At 31.2% G+C, this 22073-nt stretch carries 21 protein-coding genes and 1 tRNA gene; 2 read left to right on the forward strand and 20 right to left on the reverse strand.

What is annotated here, in order from left to right; translation table 11 throughout:
• Nucleotides 1–93: 93 nt before the first annotated feature.
• Nucleotides 94–942 (forward strand): hypothetical protein, encoded by an 849-nt coding sequence (locus tag PHV22_RS08550; RefSeq protein ID WP_295023597.1) that lies wholly within the window; start codon nt 94–96, stop codon nt 940–942.
• Here PHV22_RS08550 and PHV22_RS08555 read toward each other — a convergent pair.
• From PHV22_RS08555 to PHV22_RS08640, 18 genes are all read right to left on the reverse strand, one after another.
• A tRNA-OTHER gene (locus tag PHV22_RS08555) sits at nt 930–1027 on the reverse strand. The genes PHV22_RS08550 and PHV22_RS08555 overlap by 13 nt on opposite strands.
• A complete protein-coding gene (locus PHV22_RS08560; RefSeq protein WP_295023595.1) occupies nt 1018–1800 on the reverse strand; it encodes a hypothetical protein in 783 nt (260 codons plus the stop codon). Before PHV22_RS08560 ends, PHV22_RS08555 begins: the two co-directional genes overlap by 10 nt.
• Entirely contained in the window at nt 1790–4948 is a 3159-nt protein-coding gene (locus tag PHV22_RS08565; protein WP_299947061.1) for a type I restriction endonuclease subunit R, read from the reverse strand. The genes PHV22_RS08560 and PHV22_RS08565 overlap by 11 nt, the downstream gene beginning before the upstream one ends.
• Nucleotides 4945–5895 carry a Fic family protein gene (locus PHV22_RS08570; RefSeq protein WP_299947064.1) on the reverse strand — a complete coding sequence of 317 codons (951 nt, stop codon included), beginning with the start codon at nt 5893–5895 and terminating at the stop codon, nt 4945–4947. The genes PHV22_RS08565 and PHV22_RS08570 overlap by 4 nt, the downstream gene beginning before the upstream one ends.
• The gene (locus tag PHV22_RS08575) at nt 5888–7876 is read right to left on the reverse strand and encodes a DUF3732 domain-containing protein (RefSeq protein WP_299947067.1); all 1989 of its coding nucleotides are present in this window, start codon (nt 7874–7876) and stop codon (nt 5888–5890) included. Before PHV22_RS08575 ends, PHV22_RS08570 begins: the two co-directional genes overlap by 8 nt.
• The gene (locus PHV22_RS08580) at nt 7873–8349 is read right to left on the reverse strand and encodes a three component ABC system middle component (RefSeq protein ID WP_299947069.1); all 477 of its coding nucleotides are present in this window, start codon (nt 8347–8349) and stop codon (nt 7873–7875) included. Before PHV22_RS08580 ends, PHV22_RS08575 begins: the two co-directional genes overlap by 4 nt.
• Nucleotides 8342–9493: a hypothetical protein gene (locus PHV22_RS08585; protein WP_299947072.1), complete on the reverse strand. Its 1152-nt coding sequence runs from the start codon at nt 9491–9493 to the stop codon at nt 8342–8344. The genes PHV22_RS08580 and PHV22_RS08585 overlap by 8 nt, the downstream gene beginning before the upstream one ends.
• A gap of 72 nt (nt 9494–9565) precedes the next feature.
• The gene (locus PHV22_RS08590; RefSeq protein ID WP_299947075.1) at nt 9566–10612 is read right to left on the reverse strand and encodes a hypothetical protein; all 1047 of its coding nucleotides are present in this window, start codon (nt 10610–10612) and stop codon (nt 9566–9568) included.
• A gap of 2 nt (nt 10613–10614) precedes the next feature.
• Nucleotides 10615–11895: a hypothetical protein gene (locus tag PHV22_RS08595; RefSeq protein WP_299947078.1), complete on the reverse strand. Its 1281-nt coding sequence runs from the start codon at nt 11893–11895 to the stop codon at nt 10615–10617.
• A 105-nt stretch (nt 11896–12000) separates the two neighbouring features.
• On the reverse strand, nt 12001–13233 hold the full coding sequence (locus tag PHV22_RS08600; protein ID WP_299947081.1) for a restriction endonuclease subunit S: 1233 nt from the start codon (nt 13231–13233) through the stop codon (nt 12001–12003).
• Nucleotides 13217–14776 carry a class I SAM-dependent DNA methyltransferase gene (locus PHV22_RS08605; protein ID WP_299947084.1) on the reverse strand — a complete coding sequence of 520 codons (1560 nt, stop codon included), beginning with the start codon at nt 14774–14776 and terminating at the stop codon, nt 13217–13219. Before PHV22_RS08605 ends, PHV22_RS08600 begins: the two co-directional genes overlap by 17 nt.
• A 453-nt stretch (nt 14777–15229) precedes the next feature.
• Nucleotides 15230–16156 (reverse strand): hypothetical protein, encoded by a 927-nt coding sequence (locus PHV22_RS08610; RefSeq protein ID WP_299947087.1) that lies wholly within the window; start codon nt 16154–16156, stop codon nt 15230–15232.
• A gap of 315 nt (nt 16157–16471) precedes the next feature.
• On the reverse strand, nt 16472–16768 hold the full coding sequence (locus tag PHV22_RS08615) for a DUF2958 domain-containing protein (RefSeq protein ID WP_295023575.1): 297 nt from the start codon (nt 16766–16768) through the stop codon (nt 16472–16474).
• A 14-nt stretch (nt 16769–16782) separates the two neighbouring features.
• Nucleotides 16783–16932: a hypothetical protein gene (locus tag PHV22_RS08620; RefSeq protein ID WP_299947091.1), complete on the reverse strand. Its 150-nt coding sequence runs from the start codon at nt 16930–16932 to the stop codon at nt 16783–16785.
• Nucleotides 16933–17002: 70 nt separating this feature from the next.
• Nucleotides 17003–17677: a Rad52/Rad22 family DNA repair protein gene (locus PHV22_RS08625; protein WP_295023571.1), complete on the reverse strand. Its 675-nt coding sequence runs from the start codon at nt 17675–17677 to the stop codon at nt 17003–17005.
• A 10-nt stretch (nt 17678–17687) separates the two neighbouring features.
• Nucleotides 17688–18269 carry a hypothetical protein gene (locus PHV22_RS08630; protein ID WP_295023569.1) on the reverse strand — a complete coding sequence of 194 codons (582 nt, stop codon included), beginning with the start codon at nt 18267–18269 and terminating at the stop codon, nt 17688–17690.
• 10 nt (nt 18270–18279) lie between these two features.
• Nucleotides 18280–19098, reverse strand: coding sequence for a DUF932 domain-containing protein (locus PHV22_RS08635; RefSeq protein ID WP_295023567.1), 819 nt, complete (start codon nt 19096–19098; stop codon nt 18280–18282).
• A 3-nt stretch (nt 19099–19101) separates the two neighbouring features.
• Nucleotides 19102–19233: a hypothetical protein gene (locus tag PHV22_RS08640; protein WP_295023565.1), complete on the reverse strand. Its 132-nt coding sequence runs from the start codon at nt 19231–19233 to the stop codon at nt 19102–19104.
• A gap of 155 nt (nt 19234–19388) precedes the next feature.
• Between PHV22_RS08640 and PHV22_RS08645 the strand changes: the two genes are divergently transcribed.
• A complete protein-coding gene (locus PHV22_RS08645) occupies nt 19389–19607 on the forward strand; it encodes a DNA-binding protein (RefSeq protein WP_295023563.1) in 219 nt (72 codons plus the stop codon).
• Between the two features lie 93 nt (nt 19608–19700).
• On the opposite strand, the gene PHV22_RS08650 is transcribed toward PHV22_RS08645, so the two are convergent.
• On the reverse strand, nt 19701–19868 hold the full coding sequence (locus tag PHV22_RS08650) for a hypothetical protein (protein ID WP_295023561.1): 168 nt from the start codon (nt 19866–19868) through the stop codon (nt 19701–19703).
• 631 nt (nt 19869–20499) lie between these two features.
• Nucleotides 20500–22041, reverse strand: a complete 1542-nt coding sequence (locus PHV22_RS08655; RefSeq protein ID WP_295023559.1) for a hypothetical protein — start codon at nt 22039–22041, stop codon at nt 20500–20502.
• Nucleotides 22042–22073: the final 32 nt, after the last annotated feature.

A 22073-nucleotide genomic window follows, 5' to 3' on the forward strand; every position in this document is an offset into this window, starting at 1 on the left:
TCTGCTCGGCACTGTAAACCTGACCTTTTTTTCGACTCATATTTATCTCCATATATTTCATGCTTATTTTAACTTTTTAGGAAATAAACTTTGATGAAATTGTGTCTTAGATTTTCAGGCCATTATAATATTGCAAATGAATTACGAAATTCTGGGAAAAAAGTTGCTATTATTCATTGTGCACAAGTAAATCAAGGCATAATAAAATTACGAAGTATTTATGGCTGGTATATTATAACTATTCGTGATTATAGTCCAGCTAATATTTCTTTTGCTGATATACTTATTTTTGACGAATCGCAGAGAATAGGCATTAGCCAATTAGTAAATATAATCACTAATGAGAAAAAATTTATAATTTTTTCTCATGATGCTAACCAAAAATTAAATAATAAAAGCAAAGCAGAAGATGTTGTAAAGTATATTGAAGGGACTACAGTAGCTAATAATAATTACAAGTTGAAGAATAAAATCAGACATAATAAAAACCTTGCTTCATTTGTACAAAAGTTTTATGATTTAAATAAAATAGAATCTGATAATTTATCAAAAAAAGCTTATGATGACATTTCGTTTTATTTTATAAATGAAATTGGGGATGCGAAGAAATATATAGAATATCTAAAAAGTTTAGGTTGGGAGCATATTTACTTGACGCCAAGTAGAGTTAATTCAGAACCATTAGACTTAGTACGGTTTTCTTCTAGTAATAGTTCACATCAAGCGATTGGACAAGAATACGATAATGTAGTAGTAACCATCAATGAACATTTTTATTACACGGGTACATTAAAACTAAGTTATAGAGCTAGCTATTATTATAATCCTTTAGAAACACTATTCCAAGCTATAACACGCACCAGAAAGAAGCTTACCTTAGTGATTATTGATAATGAAGCAGTTTATAAAAAATGTATTCGAATAGTAAATGGTGAAGGATAGAGGAGTCGAACCTCTTCCAAGACCTTCTTCAAAAGTCCAAAAACTTCTGATGGAGGATCTTGCTCTACCAATAAGCTAATCCTTCAAAACTTGCTCAACAAGTTTAGCATCAAGAATATTATAATCTATTTTAAGTAACTGAGTAATTAAACATTCTTTCCTTTTAATATTGTTGGATAATTTAGCTAATTTAGCTTTGTAATTCTCTTTAATAGCCATAACCATTTGTTCATCAGATAGTTGGCAATGTTGATTAATTGACTTTGCAAAATTTTTAATAGCTCTTGTAAATAAAATAAAATCGTCAAAAACTAAAGTAGTAATGTTATTAGGTGCTTTTAGAATTTTATAATCAGAATTTTTTATTGTATCTGCAATCTTATTCTCATATTTAGTGATTTTTTTATCAGATGAGTGTACAAAAATATTTCTAACAAGTCTGTAGTGATTTATTATTGAATAGTCTAAAGTAGATTTTAACGATCCCTTATTTAATTTTCTTAAAATATAGTCTAATATTGTTTCTTCTTGCTGTTTACTTTTTTTATCACCAAGGTCTGGATGTTCTTCAATTAGCTCTTCTAAATATTTTTCAAATCGTTCGTATACATTAATTATGTGCAATATCATTACTCGACTTTCTAATTTCTTTATATCTACATAATTAACTTTAATGACATGTTTTTCTGATAATTCGGTAATATTTTTTTGTATAGTTTCTTTTGATGTGCTTATATCTGGAGATACTGTGCTTATGAATTCTCTAGTTGCTAATTCTATAGATTCAACAATAGCATCGATTTCTCCTAATGTTGTTTTCAAATTTTTATAACATTTAAATCTAAAATTATTTTCCATCTGTAAGTACCTTATACTTCTTGAAATTCTCAGCCTGCTCGAAAATCTCTCTATACACTTCATCTTTTGTAATCGGTGGATAACCGTGTTTAGCCAGCAACATAATCAAATCAACTTTTAGCTCTGCTTTTATATCTTCTCTGACATTCCAATCTGTATATTTTGACTTGTCATCCACAACTACCTTGACCTCTTTAGCTAAGGCGATTAGTTTATCTTCGGGATACGCAAAATCATATTTATGCGCTATAGCTTTTAAAATGTCGTAAAAAGCTTTTTCTTCAAAGTCGATACCTAAATCAGCAAATGACTCTTTTTCTTTTTGCAGAGCATGATAGAGGTCAATAATTTCATCAGTGAAGTCCTCTAGGACTCCACTGACAAGTACATCTTCTTCTTTTCGTTCATTGTATTTTTGAACTAATGCAGTAAATTGTTTTGAAAAATCAATAGCTTTGACTTTGTTAACCTTTTTAAAATCTTCTAATGCTTTTGCCAAAAGTTGTTGTAGAAGCTTTATCTTCGTATTGGGCAGTTTGATTTTCTCTATCTTGTTGATATAGTCTTCGTCGAATATATCTATCTTTGAGTCGTTCTCACTTCCAAGTTTAAATATCTCTTCGACACCGTCACTTTTTAGAGCTTCTGTGATCATTTGAGACACTTTTGCATTCATTTGTGCCGTATCAGGTGCATCACCACGGGTTAGTTTAATAACAATAGAGCGAACTGCCAAGTAAAAATGGATGTGATTTTTTTCTGATTCACTGAATACTTCACTGCCACAACAGATATTGTAAGCAGATTTAAGTCTTTTTACAATATAGATAAATCTACTCTCTAGCTCTTTAGTAAGTTGCACATATTCACTGGCAAGATTTAAGCACTTTAACTGCTCTGTCGGACTCCCGTTGAAGTAAAGGTGCGTGTCAAATTTATGAAATAGTTTAGAAAGTAAATCTAGTTGATCCTTGACAACGACTATGGAAGCATTTATATCTTCAAAATTTTGGCTATCTATTTTTGAAAACTGTTTGAGAGCTTTGTTCATAGCGGTTTTTATACCTATGTAGTCAACAACCAATCCTTTGTCTTTACCTGCATATTTTCTATTGACTCTTGAGATTGTTTGGATGAGATTATGCTCTTGTATAGGTTTGTCTATATAGATGGTATCTAAAAATGGTACATCAAAACCAGTAAGCCACATATCAACGACTATAGCGATTTTAAAGTTTGATTTTTCATTTTTAAATTGTGTATCGAGTGTTTTTCTATACTCTTTTGTTCCTAGCAATTCATAAAGCTCTTTACTATCATCCTTATTTCGAGTCATAATCATTTTTAGCTTTTCAAGAGGCAGTATCTCTTGTTTCTCTTTATCTGTAAGTTCTATTTCTTCATCACATACTCTTTGTTCGCCCCACTGTGGTCTTAATGCGATAAGCTCAGTATAGAATGCATACGCTATTGGTCTGCTACTAGAAACAAATATAGCTTTCCCTTTGAGTGTAGCTCCCTCTCGTACTCTTTTTTCATAATGCTCTACGAAGTCTTTCGCTACAGCTTTTATCCTATCTGGATCACCAAGTATGGCGTTCATATTTGCCATCACTTTTTTACTATCCTCTATTTGATACTCATTAGTTCCAGCACTTGCACATTCTTCATAATACTCTTCAATTTCATGCAGTTTTGAGTTATCAAGTAAGACTTTCGCAGCTCTTCCTTCATAGACTATACGTACAGTAATCTCATCTCTTACGGATTCTGTCATGGTGTAGCTGTCTATCACATCTCCAAACACGTCTAAAGTCGCATCAATCGGAGTACCTGTAAATCCTACAAAAGTTGCATTTGGTAAGGAATCATGCAAGTATTTTGCAAAACCGTATGTTTTTTTAACGCCATCTTTTGTCATTTTTATTTTTTGATCTAAGTTAATCTGGCTTCTATGTGCCTCATCAGAGATTACAATGATATTCGTTCTCTCACTGAGTAGTTCTAAATCTTCTGTAAATTTATGGATAGTAGTGAGAAAGACTCCACCACTCTCTCGACCACTTAATCTTTGTCTTAAATCTTCACGACTTTCTACGCTGACAATTCCATCATCACCTATAAATCCCTTTGCATTACCGAACTGTTGGCTTAATTGTGAATCTAAATCTGTTCTATCTGTAATGAGTATAATTGTAGGACTCGAAAAATGGATACTTTTCATCAGCATTCTCGTCAAGTAGAGCATAGTGAAGCTCTTACCGCACCCTGTGGCACCAAAATATGTACCACCTTTACCGTCACCTTGTGGTTTTTGATGCAGTTTTATATTTTCGTAAAGTTTTCTTGCGGCATAGTATTGAGGATAACGGCAAACTATCTTTTCCTCTTTTTTTGACTTATCGGGCATATAGATAAAGTTGTGGATGATATCTACGAGTCGCTCTTTATTAAACATTCCTTGAATCATTGAGTGCATTGAAGCTATACCATCTACATCTACTTCATCGCCAGTAATTTTTCTCCAAGCATAGAAGAACTCATACGGTGCAAAGAATGAACCCGCCTTATTGTTTACTCCATCACTTATGATACAAAGAGCATTATATTTAAATAGCTCAGGTATATCTCTTCTGTATCTTGTTGTAAGTTGTACATAGGCATCATGGATGGTAGCTTCTTCTCTAATGGCACTTTTAAACTCAAATACGACCAATGGCAACCCGTTTATATACAGTATGCCATCAGGTATTCGTTTTTCATAGCCAACTATTTCAAGCTGATTCACTATTTTAAAAGTGTTGTTTTGTACATCTTCATAGTTTATGAACTGTATATGGATGTCTTTTTGATTTGCATCTTCTCTTTTAAAGATAAAACCATCAGCTACTAGCTTCATAATGGATTTGTTTGTATCGTATAAGTCGCTTGATGGATATGACTCTAGTTTTCTAATGATCTGATTGATTTCACTCTCTGTGATGTATTCAGGCTTATATCTATCTGCTAGATATTTTCTTAGATCATTTACTAAAAGCACTTCGCCGTCAGCTCTTGCTATCTCTTTGCCATACTCGTAGCCAATACCTTGCTCACCAAGAAGTTCTATAAATGCCAGTTCGAGTTTTTCTTCTGTGAATTTATTCATTGTTTTACTTCCCAGTATCCTGATTTTAAGCTTCCAACTCTATTGAGAATTCCTTCATCTTTGAGCTTTTTGATAACTTTTTTTACACCTGATTCACTCATGGCAAGTATTTCCATCAGCTCTTTTATCGTTATTTTGTTCTTTTCTTGCATCAAAGAGAGTATCTTTTGGTCACTTTTATAGTTACTTTTTTGGTCACTTTTTAAAGTGTTTTGAATGGCTTTTAATATCATCTCTAACATAAACTCTATAAATGGGGTACTTTCTCCATTTTGAGTCGAGCTTTCGATAGCATTGTAATACTCTTCTTGATTATCTCTTACAATACTTTCAGTAGGCAAGAGTGAGAAGATAGGATTTAATCGGTTTAGAATGACCGTCTGCCACAGTCTGCCGATTCTCCCATTTCCATCTGAAAATGGGTGTATAAACTCAAATTCATAGTGAAATATGCACGATTTTAAAAGAAGATGCTCATTGCTCATCTGTAACCATGAAAAGAGTTGTTGCATTAACTCGCTTACCATGCTAGGCTGTGGTGCTATATGTTCACCCACTTGTACGTTTACACCTCTAAAACTTCCTGCCGATGTGAGAATATCGCCCATTAATATTTTATGAGCGAGCAGAAGATCGTCTAAGCTGTCGTACATGTAAGCATCTAGTTTTTCATAGGCTTTTATAGCTCCCTCTACCTCTGCCAGCTCTTTAACCGTACCCAACACCTTTTTACCATCAAGTATAGCGGTGATCTTCTCTTCACCGATAAAATTCCCCTCTATCTCCAAAGTACCAGCTAATGTTTTAATACGGTTCTTTTTTCTTAACATAGGGTTTACTTTTGTAAACTCGGTGAACTGGAGTTTTGTGAGCTCTTCGCTAATTTGCGTTGAAAGTTTGAGGATTTTTGAAGTGATCGTATATGGAGGTATATTTAATTTATTCATTTATAAAACCTCTTGTCCTCCATCTTCTATTACTAACTAAACTTTCAAAATCAGTATTATTATCAAGAGTCAAATGGTCAGCATGATCAGTAACTATAACTTGAAGTTCAATACCTGTTTCTTCAAATGTTGTTTTGCAAAAAGAAACTAATTGATTAAATAAATTAGTAACAGCTCTTAAATCTTCATCTTTTGTCCCTGTTCCTTTTTTTGCTTCAATATCATCAATATTGAATTCTATATTCTCATCTTTTATAGAAGTTGGGAAATAAACTTGGCTTGGTTGATCTAGAAATAAAATAGCTGGAATTAAAGATTTATCGCCTAAAGAACAAAAGAATTTATGTAAAGCCAAAAATAAAGTCACATGACTATATAACCAATTCGCACCACTTCCCATAGAACGAAGATAAATTTTTTCTCCACTTTCTCTTTCATGCCATAAATCAAAACTTTCTAATGAAAATTTCAAATTAATAGGTTTGTATGTTTCTTCAAAATCAAATTTTTCACCAATTTTTTTCATTTCAGTATTGATATACTTTTCTGCATTTAATAATTTTTTAGTAACAGCAAATTTCTCTTTTAAATCTTTTTGATAGTCTTGTATTTTTTTCTTTGAAATATTAATTTGTTCTTCAAGACTGGAACTATCTCTACCTACCAAATTTTCAAGTAGATTTTCAATTTTAAGCTTAACTTTTAAGCCTTGTTCTTCTAAACTTTTATTTCTTTCTAATCCACTTGTAATGTCTTCTAATTTATTAATTTTTTGATAAATACTTCTAATTTCATTATCTAAGCTACTAATTTGTTCTTCAATCTCTTTTTTATCACTTTCAAATGAATCAAGTAAATAATTAGATTTTGAAAGTTCACCATTAAGCCAATGAATAGCACTTTCTAAATGATTTGCTTGAATTAAAATTTTTTCATTATGTGTATGACAAAAAGGGCATTCTGATACTTTAACTTTTTCTTCACTTTCATTTGTCAAATTTTCTACATCATGAAAATGTTTATTTGCGTACTCTATTGAAGATGAAATATCGTTAAGTTTATTTTGCAAAATCCTTTTTTTTGAATAAAGCTCATTTTTTTTATTTCTTAATACTTGTAAGTCTTTTAAACTTTGCTCAGATTCATAATTAGTCAAAATCTCTTTTTTTTCAAGTTTTTGTAAGGTATTTGCAGGATTTATGAGTATTTGCATTATACTTTCATCTGTTAATTTATTACCAGTAATTGCATAATACTCATCCAATAAATCATTTAATTTATGAGTATTAAATTCATTTTGCTGAATTAATGCTTTTTGTTGATTTTCTAAACTCTTAAAATTTCTTTGTTCATCCGCCAAACTTTGCTTAATAGTGTAGTATTCTTGTTTTACGAAACTAGCAAAAATTTTAAATTGGTCAATTGTTTGTTCTCTTTTTTCTTTTTCATCAAACCTATAAAATAAAGAGTGTTTATTAGCTACTAAATTTTGATGTTGTAACAAAAAAGGTATCATATTTCTAATTGATGGGCGACCTTTTTTAGCATTATTTTTTCTATAATTTCTATCTTCTAAATCTTCATCCGTATCCGTTATATCTAACCCTAAGTAATGACCTAAATCCACATTAAAATCTTGTGTAAAATAGCTTTCTTCAAAATATTCTTTTTTTAGATTTTCAATATTTGGCGATTCAGATTCAAATTTTAAGAATTTTTTTGATAAATTTGGACTTCTACCAATAGTTATAAAAGAGTCTTTAATAGCTAAAACCATAAAATATACATCTGCACTATCTGTAATAATGCCTGATGGTATTGTAAACTCACTGCTACCAAAACAATAATCAAATAGTTCAATCATTGCACTTTTCCCAGTAGATGATTTACCTGTAATTACATTAACGCCCGTGTTAAATTCAACATAATGTATTTTGTTTGATTTATCCACAACACCTAGATATTTTACATGACTTTTCATAGCTCTTTCACTCCTAATAATCTGTATATTGCAACAACATCCAAATCTCTGAAAATTTTATGTAAATTTGAAGAGGCTTTAAATGACTGATTCAAATTTTCCACCTTATTCTCCACTTTTTTTAAAAATTCAATCGATAAATCTTCATTAACTCTAATCCATTGATTGTCAATAGCATGTTGAATACATTGATTCGTTATCTCTTTATAATTTTTAATTCTATCTGGTAAACCAAAAACATTTTCTCTTTTTGATTTGTCCTTACTATCCATAAAAGTATGAATGTTACTTGTTGTTCTAACAGTTTGAAGTGTTTGTTTGCTTCGCTCATTTAATACTATAGGCAAAATAAGATAAGCTAATAAAATATTTTTTGGCTTTTCTCCAAGTTTTTCATAAAATGCCACAATTAATGGAGTAAAAACAAAAGGATTATTATGTATTTTAGAAACATTATCAATAAATTTATTCATCTTCATCAACCTTTAATTTCCAAGTGATTTTTCTTTCATTCTCACTGCTTTCATCATCTGCCATTTGATGTAAAAGACCATTTCTAAATCGTTTTGGAGTATCATTAAAATTTCTAAAATTTGGTGTATTCTCTCCCATTACACTGTTATAAAATATTTTTGAGTCTCTTGGAACTTTGGAATTTTCAGTACCTAGTGAAGCCATATTATATTTTGATTTGTAAGTATCATGTATCTCTTTTTCATAATTATCGTAATATATAGTAGGTACCTCATACCTGCTCAATTCTTCAAAAATTGTTTTTCTAGTATAGATAAAATCTGAAATTGCATCACTTTTAACATCTTTATAATTTATCTCATCAATTTTCTTTACAAAAGTGTATTCTGAATGTTGTTTTTCTTCATCTTCAGTTGCCATTACGCTTCGATATATTGCTGGAAAAATAATAGTTTTTGAATTGAACTCTTCTAATAATGATGTTGTTCTTGCTTGAAAAGATTGATATGTAATTTTCCAATCTTGAGAGGTAATAGGTGGACTTATAATATATCCCATTAGTGAATTAATATAATCAGTTTTTTTATCAGAAGGCACTCCATATGTTCTTGCTTGTATCAACCTTTTATAAAGTTCTTCATCATTTTCTTGTGAACTTGAAATTATAAACTTATTCAAAATCTCCAATAATTTTTCATTTCTTGAATTATCCAAAACTAATAGCAATAATTCTTCTGTTTCTTTTGCTTTTTTAGTTTGTTCTAAAAATAATGTGTTTATATCTTTTAAAATCGATAATTTTTCATTTTTATTCTTACTGTTCCATTCTTGAAAAGCTGTCATCTTACTCAAATCTTGAGTAGTTAAAAGTATCAAGTTTTTATATGTTAATATATTTGGATCATTGAGCCAATTTTTCAGTGTTTTCCAAATATTGTGATCTAAATTCGTTAAATCTTTTTCATAGTCTTTAACTTCGGTTTGACTACTTCCATTTTTATTCATTACTGTAACATCACCATATGTTTCAATATAAACACTTTCATTTTCAAGTAAGTCAAAACATTTTTCAAGTGCAATATAACATTGATAAAAAATAGGCTTAATTGTTTTTGTTGCATCGTGAATAAGTTTATCAGCCATTTCTCAAATCCTACATTATTTGTTTTAATTTTATTAGCATTGAATCAAATTCCTCTTGTTTGGTAATTATTACTATTCAATAGTTTTAGCAAAAAAAACTCTATCAATACCATAAAAATCCAATAGAACAGCAATAAAACTCTTTACTTCTGTTGTTGAATAAGTGTGTAATTTGAAAATTCTATTCGCACTCAATAGCTCAAACTCCAAAGAGGAAGCAAAAATACTTTTTAACACCTTATTATCCGAAAAATATTCAGCTAAAATATCAGTTGGCATATTTTCAAACTGTTTTGAAATATTATATCTAGCTTGATTTGCTATGCTCTGTCCATTGTCAGCATATTGTTCAACGAAAGACAAAGACATATCAATAATTCTTTTAATTTCCTTTTCACCCTTATTTCCATATCTAAATCCATTTTTAAAGGCATTTTTTCTAGCATCTGCATCTTCTAAAAAAGCTAAATCTCTTTGAATATAATCAAGATTAATAGCAATATAAGAACATAGTAAATAAAAAATTCTAAGAGAAATTTCTTTTTGTGATGGTTTTGTAAATATCTGTTCAACAAAAAATTTAGTAATATTGAGTAATTTATTCATATTATCAAAATTTAATCCAAGTGCCAAGAGTGATTTTGCTTCTAAAAACTTATTTTTCCAATCACCATCCAACTTGCTTAAAGAATAAGAATCAATCATTGAGATTATTTCTTCATCTGTCAATCTTGCTTCTAAGTATTGTTCATAATTCTTAATTTTATTCAAGAAATTTCCATCTAAAACAAAAACATTTAAATCTTTTCCAAAATCTTTCACATCAGGTCTTTTATCTGTTGTAGCAATTAAAGCATTAGTGGCTTTTATTGCAGTTTGTAAACCTTTTACCCAAAATATTCTCTCAATAGCTTGGGGTGTTTTTTTATTTTTGATATCAACTATAGAAATTTCTCTAGATACAGAAGATGTACGATTATAAAGCCATAAGTCAATATCAGTTATTGCAAAACCTCTATAATTAAATGGTATTCCTCGTGCTACATAGTAGCCATTTTTCAAGAAATATATTCTCAATATCTCTTCTGTTTTAAAACCTTTGTTTATTGCTGTAGCCATAATTAAAATCCTCCCGTTCTTAATGCCATAATCATATTGTTAGTATCTTTTGCAGTTCTATCCACTTGTTTTTTTCTGATATTCACTCGATTTACTTCTGGTCCTTTATATTTGTTGATTGTTGCACTTGGCAAAGATGTTAATGATTGCTCACTTATATTTCCTTGTTTTATTGCCTGTAAGGCAAGTTCTCCAACATCTTTTTTAAGCAACTTCATCATCCAACCACTTCTCTTATTGCCTTGCCAACTTGTTTTAGAGCCATGTTTAATCTCAACAACATGTTTTAATTCTAAAACCTTATAATCTTGCCCTATCGCATCAACTGGTCCTACTTCCTCACCTCTAATTAGTGCTTTTAGTAGTTTTTCTATCATAGTGATATTTCCTCTGCTAGAACCACTTTTTGTCATACCATAAGTTAATGAACTGACAAAAGCTTTGGCTAAATCAAATGCATCATCAACATTAGATGAACTATATTTAGAAAAAGACGATGGTTTAGTTAAAAATCCAACTTCTCCTTTTTCGTTACTTACAACATTAATATCAAACATACCTATTGCACTAAGTTTAGAATATAATTGTTCACCTAATATTTTGATTGCCTGATTTGATTCAATGCAAGCCTTTTCATCCAATAATTTATTAAATTGTATAAGCTTTGTTTGTTCATCTTGAGTAAGTGAAGCTAGAACTTGCTGTATTTTTTTTGTATTTTCTCTTTTAAAAAGATTACCATTGAAATACAAAGTATTTTGATCATCTATATTTTCTACATCTACTAGCCCAATTTGTTCTATATTTTGCTGAAATGAACTTAGTGATGTAGCATCAATTTTATATTGGTCAGATATTTCTGCCAAAATATCTTCTCGCCTATAAGGTGTCTCTGATATCTTTTCCGAAAGTATAATCGAAGCAAATTCTGTTTTATCAGGTTCTTGACTTTGAAATATTTTGCTAGTATGTTCAAGTGTAGTGGAAGTTGTAAGACCCAATATTGCTATACCTGACTGTCCAATATCTATTAATTCATTTGCTTTTAAAATATCTAGCAAAGCTTTTTGTTCTAATTTAGATATATTAGCTTCTTTTGCCAATGCATCAATTTTGGTTTGATTTAAAGTAAATTCCTCTGAAGTACTTAATGCAGAAAGTAAAATACCAGCTTTACCAGCCGTTTTTATATTATCAAAAGCTGTCGTATTGACTGTTTGTAATTTATTTGCATGATGAATCAACCATGCTCCCTGCGTTTTTAAATCAATGCTATCTATCATTTATACATCCTTTTCATAAATTGATCCTCATTTCTTCATTCAAAAGTTTTGGCAAGAGTGTATCTCTCAAGTTTTCAAAGGCTTGGATTTGTTTTCTATACATATTTACCCCTCAATAGTTGCCATTTTTGAAAGTAAAATTTCTTTTAACTTAAATAGCTTTTTATTCATTGATTCAGTTACCCAAATATACTGACTACATTGACTAATAAGTAAATAAAATTTGTCAATTATTATTCTATTAGGATGTGAAAATTTTATTTGTTCAAATTCTGTTTTATTTATCATTAACATTGTCGACGAACCAATTGCAATATTCCTAAGATTTTCATAACTATTTAATAAAGTATAATACAAGTATTCGACCATTTTATTTTCATTTAGAATAATTGAATTTATCTGCTGATTAGTTATACATTGAGTCTTGTTTATGACCACTTTTCCCATATCTGAACCTATACAAGTAACTAATAAAGAATCTTCTTTTAAAACCTTATTCTTTAATTTTTTTGCACCTTTATTAGATAAGCTTCTTATTGATTCTGTAACAAATTTTCCGTAATTTTTATAATCAGTAGGTGTAATAAAAGGCATATATATACCAAAATCTTCTGGATAGTCGCTTGATGGTGTTTTTCCTGTAATCACATTACCAATTTCTGAAATTTTAGAAGCTTTCCACCCTTTAGGTATCTCCATATCCAACTCTTCACAATAAACCATCTCACCACTATTTGATTTATATGGCTTACCATTTTCATCAGGAAACTCAAAATCCACAAACCACTCTTTATAGATACCTTGAGCGGTGTCTTCTAGCTTGTGATTTAGTTGTTCATTTAGTTTGATTCTATCTGTGATGGTGTGGTACTCTTTGACTATCTCTCTTTGTTTCTCGATTGATGGAACTGGAAGTTCTAAATCACAAAAATCTTCCCAGTTAAAGCCACCTCTCACGCTGCTATCAGTTGTAAACCAAGCATTTCTATCAAACTCACTTCTTCTACACCACATCATCAGATATTCTGGCAATAATTCATTAGTGTCTACTATTTCAAAAACGACATAAGCAGGAGATACAATAACACTATCTTCGTGTGCAAGCATACTGATTGGAAGAATTTCATCTCTTCCAACGTGCATTGGATTATAAGCGAATTGATTCTTTTCAACAATTTTATATACTGATAAGTCTGTGCCAGTGACATTTGCGACTGATGGCATAAATTCTTTAGTTATATTTATACCTCGAAGATGTTCAACTGTTCGACTGTTAGAATTGTTTTTATTTTTGGCTTGTTGAACAAACTTACCAATCTTTTTATAGTTTGATCTCATAGCCCAACTCTTTAAAAACTGTTAATAGCTCATGCTTTGATCGTTCTTCCTCTTTTAGAAGCTCTGTAAATTCACCTTGAAGTGTTGTCATCTTTGTATCGAAATCTATATTTTCATCTTTGTTTACAAACTTGATGTATTTACTAGGAACGAGGGAATAGTCTTTTGCTCTCACTTCGTCTATCGTGGCACTTTTACAGTATTCTGCTATATCTTTATAAGCCTCTTTATCGCTTTGCCAAGTATGATAAGTTGATGATACTTCATCTAACGTTTCATCGTCAAACTGCACAAATTTTTTCTCAAATGGCACCCCTTTTTTTCTTAAATCCATAAAGAGTATTTCTCCGGTTCTATCTCTATGGGTTTTTGTTCGGTCATTTTGTTCAAAAGTTCTGAGCTTCTTATTGGCATTGAGTATCCAAAGTGTTACACTGATGTCTGTGGTATAAAACATCTTCATTGGCAATACAAGTATAGCTTCCACTAAATCATTTTCTATTAGTTTTGCTCTAATTTTATACTCTTCACCGCCACCACTGAGTGATCCGTTTGCCAAGATGAATCCTGCTACTCCATTTTGAGAGAGTTTTGATACCATATTTAGTATCCAACCGTAGTTAGCGTTTGATGTAGGCGGTACATCGTATCCTGCCCATCTCGCATCATCTAGCAGTTCATTTACACCTCTCCAGTCCTTTTGATTAAAAGGAGGATTTGCCATAATAAAGTCGGCTTTTAAATCTTTGTGTTGGTCTTTTGCAAATGTATCGGCAGGTACATCTCCAAGATTTGCGGAAATTCCTCTAATGGCTAGGTTCATTTTGGCGAGTTTATATGTAGTCGCCGTGTATTCTTGACCATAGACTGAGATATCTTTTTTGTTTCCGTTGTGAGCATCTATGAACTTGACAGACTGAACAAACATACCACCACTACCACAAGCAGGATCGTAAATTTTGCCTTTATAAGGCTCTATCATGGTTGCTATCAGATTGACGATTGATTTTGGAGTGTAGAACTCACCTTTTCCTTTTCCCTCTGCAATAGCAAAATTACTCAAAAAGTATTCATACACACGACCGACGATATCGTGCCCTTTGTCTTCTATGGTGTTGATGTTGTTGATAGTATCTATAAGAGAAGAGAGCTTGCTTGCATCAAGCCCTAGTCTTGAGAAGTAGTTATCGGGCAAAGCCCCTTTGAGAGAAGGATTGTTTTTTTCAATCGTTGCTAAAGCTGTATCTATTTTGAGAGCTATATCATCTTGTTTTGCTTGCTGCTTGATATACGACCATCTTGATTCTTCTGGAAGATAAAATACATTTTCCATAGTATAAAACTCTACCATATCGATAAATGCTTCTTTTCCCTCTGATAGTAGCTTTTCTCTGCGCTCTTCAAATGTATCACTGACAAACTTTAAAAATATTAGACCTAAAACAATATGTTTATATTCACTAGATTCAACAGAGCCTCTTAGTTTATTTGCACTATCCCAAAGAGTTTCTTCCATAGATTTTTGATTTTTTTCTTTTGCCATTAATTATTGTGACCTTTTATTTAACATAATTTATTAAATACATTTTTTACTTATTATATCTTTAAAAAATGTATTTAATATAAAACGTGGAATATTCAAGTTAAAACTCCATAGGTAGGAATAAACGAAAAGATGATTGATGTTTGACAGCAACTGTAACTTGGAACTGATCTCTATTTATGCTAATAGCATTTTTGGAAACAACGGCAGATACGAGATTTTTAATGCAGATGCAGCCATACCTTAAAGATATGGATGAGCGGGGGGGGTGTTTATTTGGGACGTGCCGAACTGAGAAAAGACAATCATCACTTTAATATCAAACACCTTGCTAAAATCTCCAAGGTTTTAGATATAGACATTTGTGAGTTTTTTAGATCTTAACCATTGCAATAGAGACATAAATTGTATCAGAATACGGGGTTATTATGGCTTGAAATCGTTTCATATGCTTTAGAAATCAAAATTTCCACAGCTATCATTAAGAACAAACTCTTCCTCTTTTTTCTTAACAACCATTTTATAATTTTTTATACTATAGAGATTATAAATATATTCCATTATATATGAGAAATTTGGGTACAGTCTATATTTATTAACCTGAGACATGAGTTTATTGTATTCTCTTGCTTTATTCGCAATGTTACTACACTCTATGCATTTTTGTATATAAAGCACTTGGTTTTTAACTCGTATATCTTCAAAATAAAAAATTGCGTATCTCTCAAATATCCTGCTGATGGCTTCATTAAGAGTATCTAAGTTTTTGTTTTTAAAAAATTTAGATGGAAGTTTTAACTCAAATCTACTTATCTGCTCATGTAACGACTCTTTAAACTGTTTGTCATAAAACAACGCTGATACTGATTTAGTTTTCTTTTGTAAATAATTAGTGGTAATATAAATTTGTTCGTTATGGTATCTGCCATTTGGCACTTTTTTAATCTGCATAGCATAAAAGTTGTCGTACGCACAATTTACATCAATATTACAATCTAACTCACTCAGTTTAAATGGCAACCTTTTACTATTTAGCCAACTAGCCATAGCAAATAAAAAGTTGCTTCTTAACTCATCATTATAATCATCATAACTCTTTAACCCTGCAAATACCATCTTTATGTAATATGTTGATTCTTTTCTGTCTTGACCATGAGCATAAACACCAGTGTTAATCGTTGCTATAGTTGTGTTGTTGCTATAAATAACATACTCTATTCGTACACCACCGTTACCAAATCTATGTTCTTTGGAATCTACAAAAAAAGTTTCAATACTCATAACTAAATTTATCATTTCGTTTAATCTCGCTCTTTGTAGCTCCGCACTATGAAACTCTACTCTTAATCCTATACTGTCTATTTGTGTCGTGTAATGCATTTATTTTCTCTTATGTATATATTAAAAGGATAGATATATGTACTAATAGTTTATAAGTTAAATAGTTTTGATTAAAGTTTGTTGTGTGTCATATAATGTAAATTAAATTAATTATATGTTTATAACTGCTACTTATTCTAGAATCATTTTTTTAACATAAAAATGTATAGTCTTATCTATCTTTTCAATTAATGGATAATTTAAAAAAAAATAAAAAATTGTGATACCTAAAACTACAAAATGTAGTCTTAGGTAAGTTTTTATTAAGAACGGTAAAATCGCTTGACACCTCTCTTGTATTGTTGGTTGACTCACCTACTGCTCTTTTTTTAACTGCGATAGTGGCTGTGGTTTAAACCCTAAATCCCTCTCAACACCTAGTCCAAGACTTCCTTTTGCCTCTTGTATCTCTGATAGCGAAAAATATCCTAGTTCGCTCCCAAAAGGCGATACCACATATCCAAAGCAAATATCTTTATCTATTGAAAGCTCTGTAATGTACCAAGTCCAGCCGTCTAAAAAGAGTTTTACATACGCTATAGGGTCTTGTTGCTCCTTTGTAGCGTAAAGAAGAGGGATTTTATCTTCTATCTCTTTTGATATTAGTTCCATAAAATGACCTCCTTTCATAGTTCCAAATTTCGTATAAAATCACCGATGCACTCAATGGCATTTACATCTTTAAATGCAAATTCTCTCAAATAGGAGTGGCTTATTTTAAAGTTTTTAAATGCTTCTAAAATATCCACTCCCTCTTGCGAACCAAGTATCTGCATATTGGTGATCTCTTTATTGCTGGGATCACACGTATAACCCTCCGTTGTAAAGAATAGAAAATTTCTCATCTCATGCCGCCTGTTGATCAAGCGGTTTATACCACTGCTTTCCGTTCCAGCGGAAACCGTATGCTTTGATACTATCTTTTTTAGCGTATATGTCATCGCCTATAACTATAAGAGAATTTCCCTGCTGTAATACGGAGAGCCCGAGATTGTATAGCGAGGTGTAATCTTGCGGAGAGCGGTCGTGTATCTTCTGCTGCGGTTGTTTTGATGGTAGTGAAGCTTGGGTGTTTTGCTGATGTGTTGTTGCTTGTCTGCCCTTGTCATATAGCGTATTTCCAAACTGTGCACCAAGTGTTCTAAAACATCTTTTTATACAATCAGTTACAGCTTCTTTAGCAGCATTTTCATATGCATCTGCCAATATTTTATTGATTCCAATACCAAATCCTATATCTTCACGTTCTATTTGTTTGGTGTGTTGTAGATCATATACAGTGACCTTTACTATCGCCTTGTAGCAGATCACGATGTTCTGATTTTGATTAGTCTCTTGAGAGACTTGTTCCAATTGGGATATGGTGTAGCTCCAATTGCCGTAGCCAAATATCCTGTTTGCTGTATCGATAATATCGAATCCTTCCAAATAAGAAAGTTCGATATTGCCTTTGGTTCGTGTTTTGATACGGTTTGAATCTGGCTCGTAAGAAAGTACCTGTAACTGTTTTTCGTTAAACATAATAACCTCCTTATGCGGCTTGCTCTGCCAGACTCAATAGTTCGGCAGCTTGATTGTTTGTATGCATGCGTCTTGTATTGACCTTTATGCGGGCAGGCACTTCTTCTGCAACGACTCCGACCTCTATGTATTTATCTATCTCGTTCATACCCTCAAGAGTCAGCATCGCGTTTTTTACAGCATCTTCATCCACTATTACTGTGTAGTATCCAAGATCAATAAGTGCCTGAGCATCTAATATCTTGAAAGTCTCTTTGGATTTTATAGCTGATGGTGTGATCGTAATAGATGATATTGCCGTGCCGTCCAAACGTTCTATGCCGTATTCTGCTATAACGGATGCGATTGCTTGAAGAGAAAGTTCTTTTGCATTCACAAGTCTCTTTTTAAGAGCGGTGAGCTCTTTGATGTCTTCTGAGAGGTAGTCGATTTTGTTTTGAAGTTCTTGGATGCTTAGACCCAGATAATCAGCCTTGGCGTAATAAGGTTTGTCTGATTCTAAAACTTGTCGTACATAGTTTTTAAACCATTCTTCTTTGCCTTCTTTGAGATTTTCAATTTCTGTTTGAAGACGGTAGTTTGTTGTTTTCATTATTGACTCCTTATGCTGCCATCTGATATGACGGCTCTTTTAGATTGGCGATCATTCGCGCCGTTTCATAAAGTTCTTTGTTTAGCTTGAGATTTGCATCGATCTGTGTGATAGGTTTGGAAGTAAAGTTTCTTCCCGTATAACGGTTGTGACCTCTTACTCCACCTTTAATCATCGCCTCTTGTATGCGATTGAATACAATCCATAAAGAGGAATCTTTATCTTCCTCTCTGTGTACATGTAAGAACTCCTGCGGATCAACGGCATGTGTCTCCTTGTCAAAGCGGATATCTACCGCAGCATTGGCTAAAGAGTACTGCTCTATAGGTGAGAGATGAATTGTTTTAAATTTCTCTATCTCTTTTTGTATATGTGGCATATAAGAAACAACTTCTTCAATAGCACTCTTTACTTTTTCAAGGTTGAATCCAGAGTGGATGATAGAGTGGTGTGAGAATGTTTGTGAGGGCACTACAAGCATGTTTGAACAAACAATGCGAAAATAGGCGAGATCGACGATAAATGAAGATGTACGGTTGTGTGAGTTTGTGAGAACGATATCTGCGTACTCTTCGTTTGCGTCCGGTCTTAACAGATTGTCGATACTTCGAAACTGGATAATGTGTTTTTGGTAACCTTGATTGTCGCTGTTACGTACTTTGCTTTCACTTGCCATAATAGGGTAGTATCCGGCATCTCTAAATGTATCCAACACGGAATATGTCGGTACAAAAGCATATCTCTCAGAGACGCCATCAATAGGAGTCTCTGAAAAGATTGAAGGTGCAGCAGCTCTTAGCTGCTCATTGGTTAACGGTATGTTTGACATGGTTCATTTCTCTTGTTTGTATAGTTCATCTTCAAGAGGAAATCTCTTCTTCTTTTTCTTTTTGGAAGACTCGTATGTACTGACTACTGCTGTAGCAACTAAAATAGCGATTGTTAGACATTGGGATAGTGGCATATATGCTCCTTTTTTGTTAGATTGATGGTTCTTGTGGAATCGTCATTTGAATAATATGTGATTGAAAAAAGTTTGAAATTAAAAGATAGTGTAAATTTTTTTTAATGCTTCTAATCATTTGAGAAAAAATTTCCAAACTAGATTAGGGGTACAAAATGGAGAAAAGTACTACAAATTTCAGAGAGTTATTGCCGCGACAGGTATTATTTAATTTAAAGGATGTTCAACAACTTGGTATATTAAAAATAGATATGGCAAAAAAATTGATTTATAAAGGTGAATTAGAGGTAGTTAAAATAGGTAATAAGTTACATTTGAGTTATTCTGAATTATTAAGATATCTGGAGAAAAATACAATTCCTACAATAAATTAAAATCTCACACATGGCTTGCGGAGGTCTGTAATAGCGGCACCTTGCTGTACAGGAAATTAAAATCTCACACATGGCTTGCGGCTATGTGTGAGATTAATATCTTTTTTTTAATTTTTCAATTTTTTCTGTTGGCAAGCCTGTAACTTTAGCTAATGTTTGATTATCTAGCTTTTTAATTCTTAAAGCTAAAAGTTTTTTTGCTATTTCTTCTCTAATTCTCATCTCCGATTGACAAATACCTACTATTTCTCTATCTTTCAAAAAATAAATAATGATATTAAGATACTCTAATATTACATTTACATCTTAAAGCAATTGCGTCTTTGCGCATGAAAACTGTTTTTAGCTGACATAAATCTATAGCACTTTTTATAGTATGAATACTTTATGTTTGCTATAAATGTAATCTGATTTATTCCATTATTGAGATTATATGAACTTGTTTTATACTTTATAAGCAGAAGATGATATTCTTGGTTTAAAGGTGAATAAGGCTTAAAGCAGTATGTCAATATGTAGTAAAAATATCAGAAAATTTTAAAATTATTACAATAAGTTGGAGTAAAATTTTGTCTTGATCTACTATATTAAGGTACTTATAATTGAGTGTATTCCAAAGAAAATATCTATCTAGCAATACTTGATAAATTATTTCAGGAATGCTATAAAATCAATAATTATTTAGTTTACTAATTTTATAAAAATATTAGAATATTAGAAACAATATTCTTGTATTTGAGTATTTGCCTATATTTCATCTGTAAAAATTTAATTTAAAATAAGATAAAATTAGAATAATAGATATGAAAAATATCAATAATATTGTTTCTAATATTCTATTTTATTGTTAGAAATTTAGTCTAAATATAGAATAGAATAGAATAGGTAGTTGTTATAGAAAAATATGAAAATATTTTTTTCCTGCAGAGAGCGATTTGGCATTTTCAACTTTAAAAAAATCATTATCAATTTTTCTCAACATATTCATAAAAGTTCTAGATGACTCAATAACACTATCTGGATTAAGTATTTTGAAGTAATTTAGAAGGTTTGCTTGCTTTATTAATTTTTTTTCGAAATCTTGTTCTAGTTCTGCATATAGTTTATTATTTTTCAATTGAATTTGTTTAAAGTACTCTTTGTCAATATTTTTAACTGCATTAATAAATATCTTTAACTTGTCATCCAAAGAAACTGTCATCATATTACGATTATCATTTTCGAATGGAGTTTGATTATTAAGAGTACTTGAATAAAATCTTAATACTTTAACAAAGTTTTCTAGGTCTTTTTTTATATTATTCTCTAAATCTATCTTTGTTATTTTGGTTTTATCTTGTCTATTGCACCATACAGGAATATACATTTGGTCAAGTTTTGTGGCTATATGAAAAACAGTATAGTTTTCATCGTTCTCAAGATACAGTAATTCAGGCTCTTCTATAGTGATTAATGTTTGAGCATATTTTTGTTGACTTGAAAGTAGGCTCTGCAAATATTGCTTAGTTACTTTATTTTCAATAGCTGATTTTGATATATTATTTAAATTATAAAATAGCTTCTCTTTTACGATATTAAGTACATTGTTAGATGTTAATATTTTATCAGTTATTTCGAGGCAATTTTCTTCACCAAAAAGAGGAACAATAATATTATGAAACAATATTTCTAGCCCTGAATCCTTACTGCCATATAACACTAAAGTAGTATTTGATTTATTTTCAAGATTCTTAAAAAAGGAGGCTATCCAATTTAAAATATAGCTGAATTTATTATAACTATATCCAGACAGATGATATAAATATTGTAGTATTATAGATTTTTGAGGTTCATTTTGTTGAAAATCTATTGCTGTGCGTATGTACTCTTCTTCAGTTTTTTCAGGCTCCCATGATTCAGTTCGCGTGGTCTCTGGTACTTGTGTTGACATTGTTAGGTAATGCGATGGCTTAAAGGTGTTGCGATAATATAGCCCATCTTTTTTATTTATATAAAATTCGTAATTTTCGTGAGGATTGTATTCTTCAGACTCTGCAAGCAAGAGTTGACTTACAGAGATAACCAAATTATTATTTTTGTGGAGTTCCTCTCGTTCATCGGCTAGTATTTGTTTTTTTGTAATTTTTTGTGTAAGAGTAAAATTACAGTTTAAGAAATTACTAAAAAGAATATTTATTTTAGGTAAAGTTGCAGTATGAACTTTTCCTTTTGGAGAAAACCTATAGCATATATCACCGTTGGATGTAAGCCAAAGAGCACCTCCACGTAAATTTATAATGTTAATCTCATTTGATATGGCTAAATAAAAAGCTTCACCATAAATTTCTTTAACCCAGTTATTCTGAACATAAAGTTTATTGTTATTGAGTTTATTGTCATAAGTAAAACTAGAATATACATCTTTTACATTAACTCTATTAAACCATAATGCCATTTATTACCTTTAATTTCAGTGCTCTAATTCGT

The organism is Sulfurimonas sp. (assembly GCF_028713515.1).
Lineage (GTDB): Bacteria > Campylobacterota > Campylobacteria > Campylobacterales > Sulfurimonadaceae > Sulfurimonas.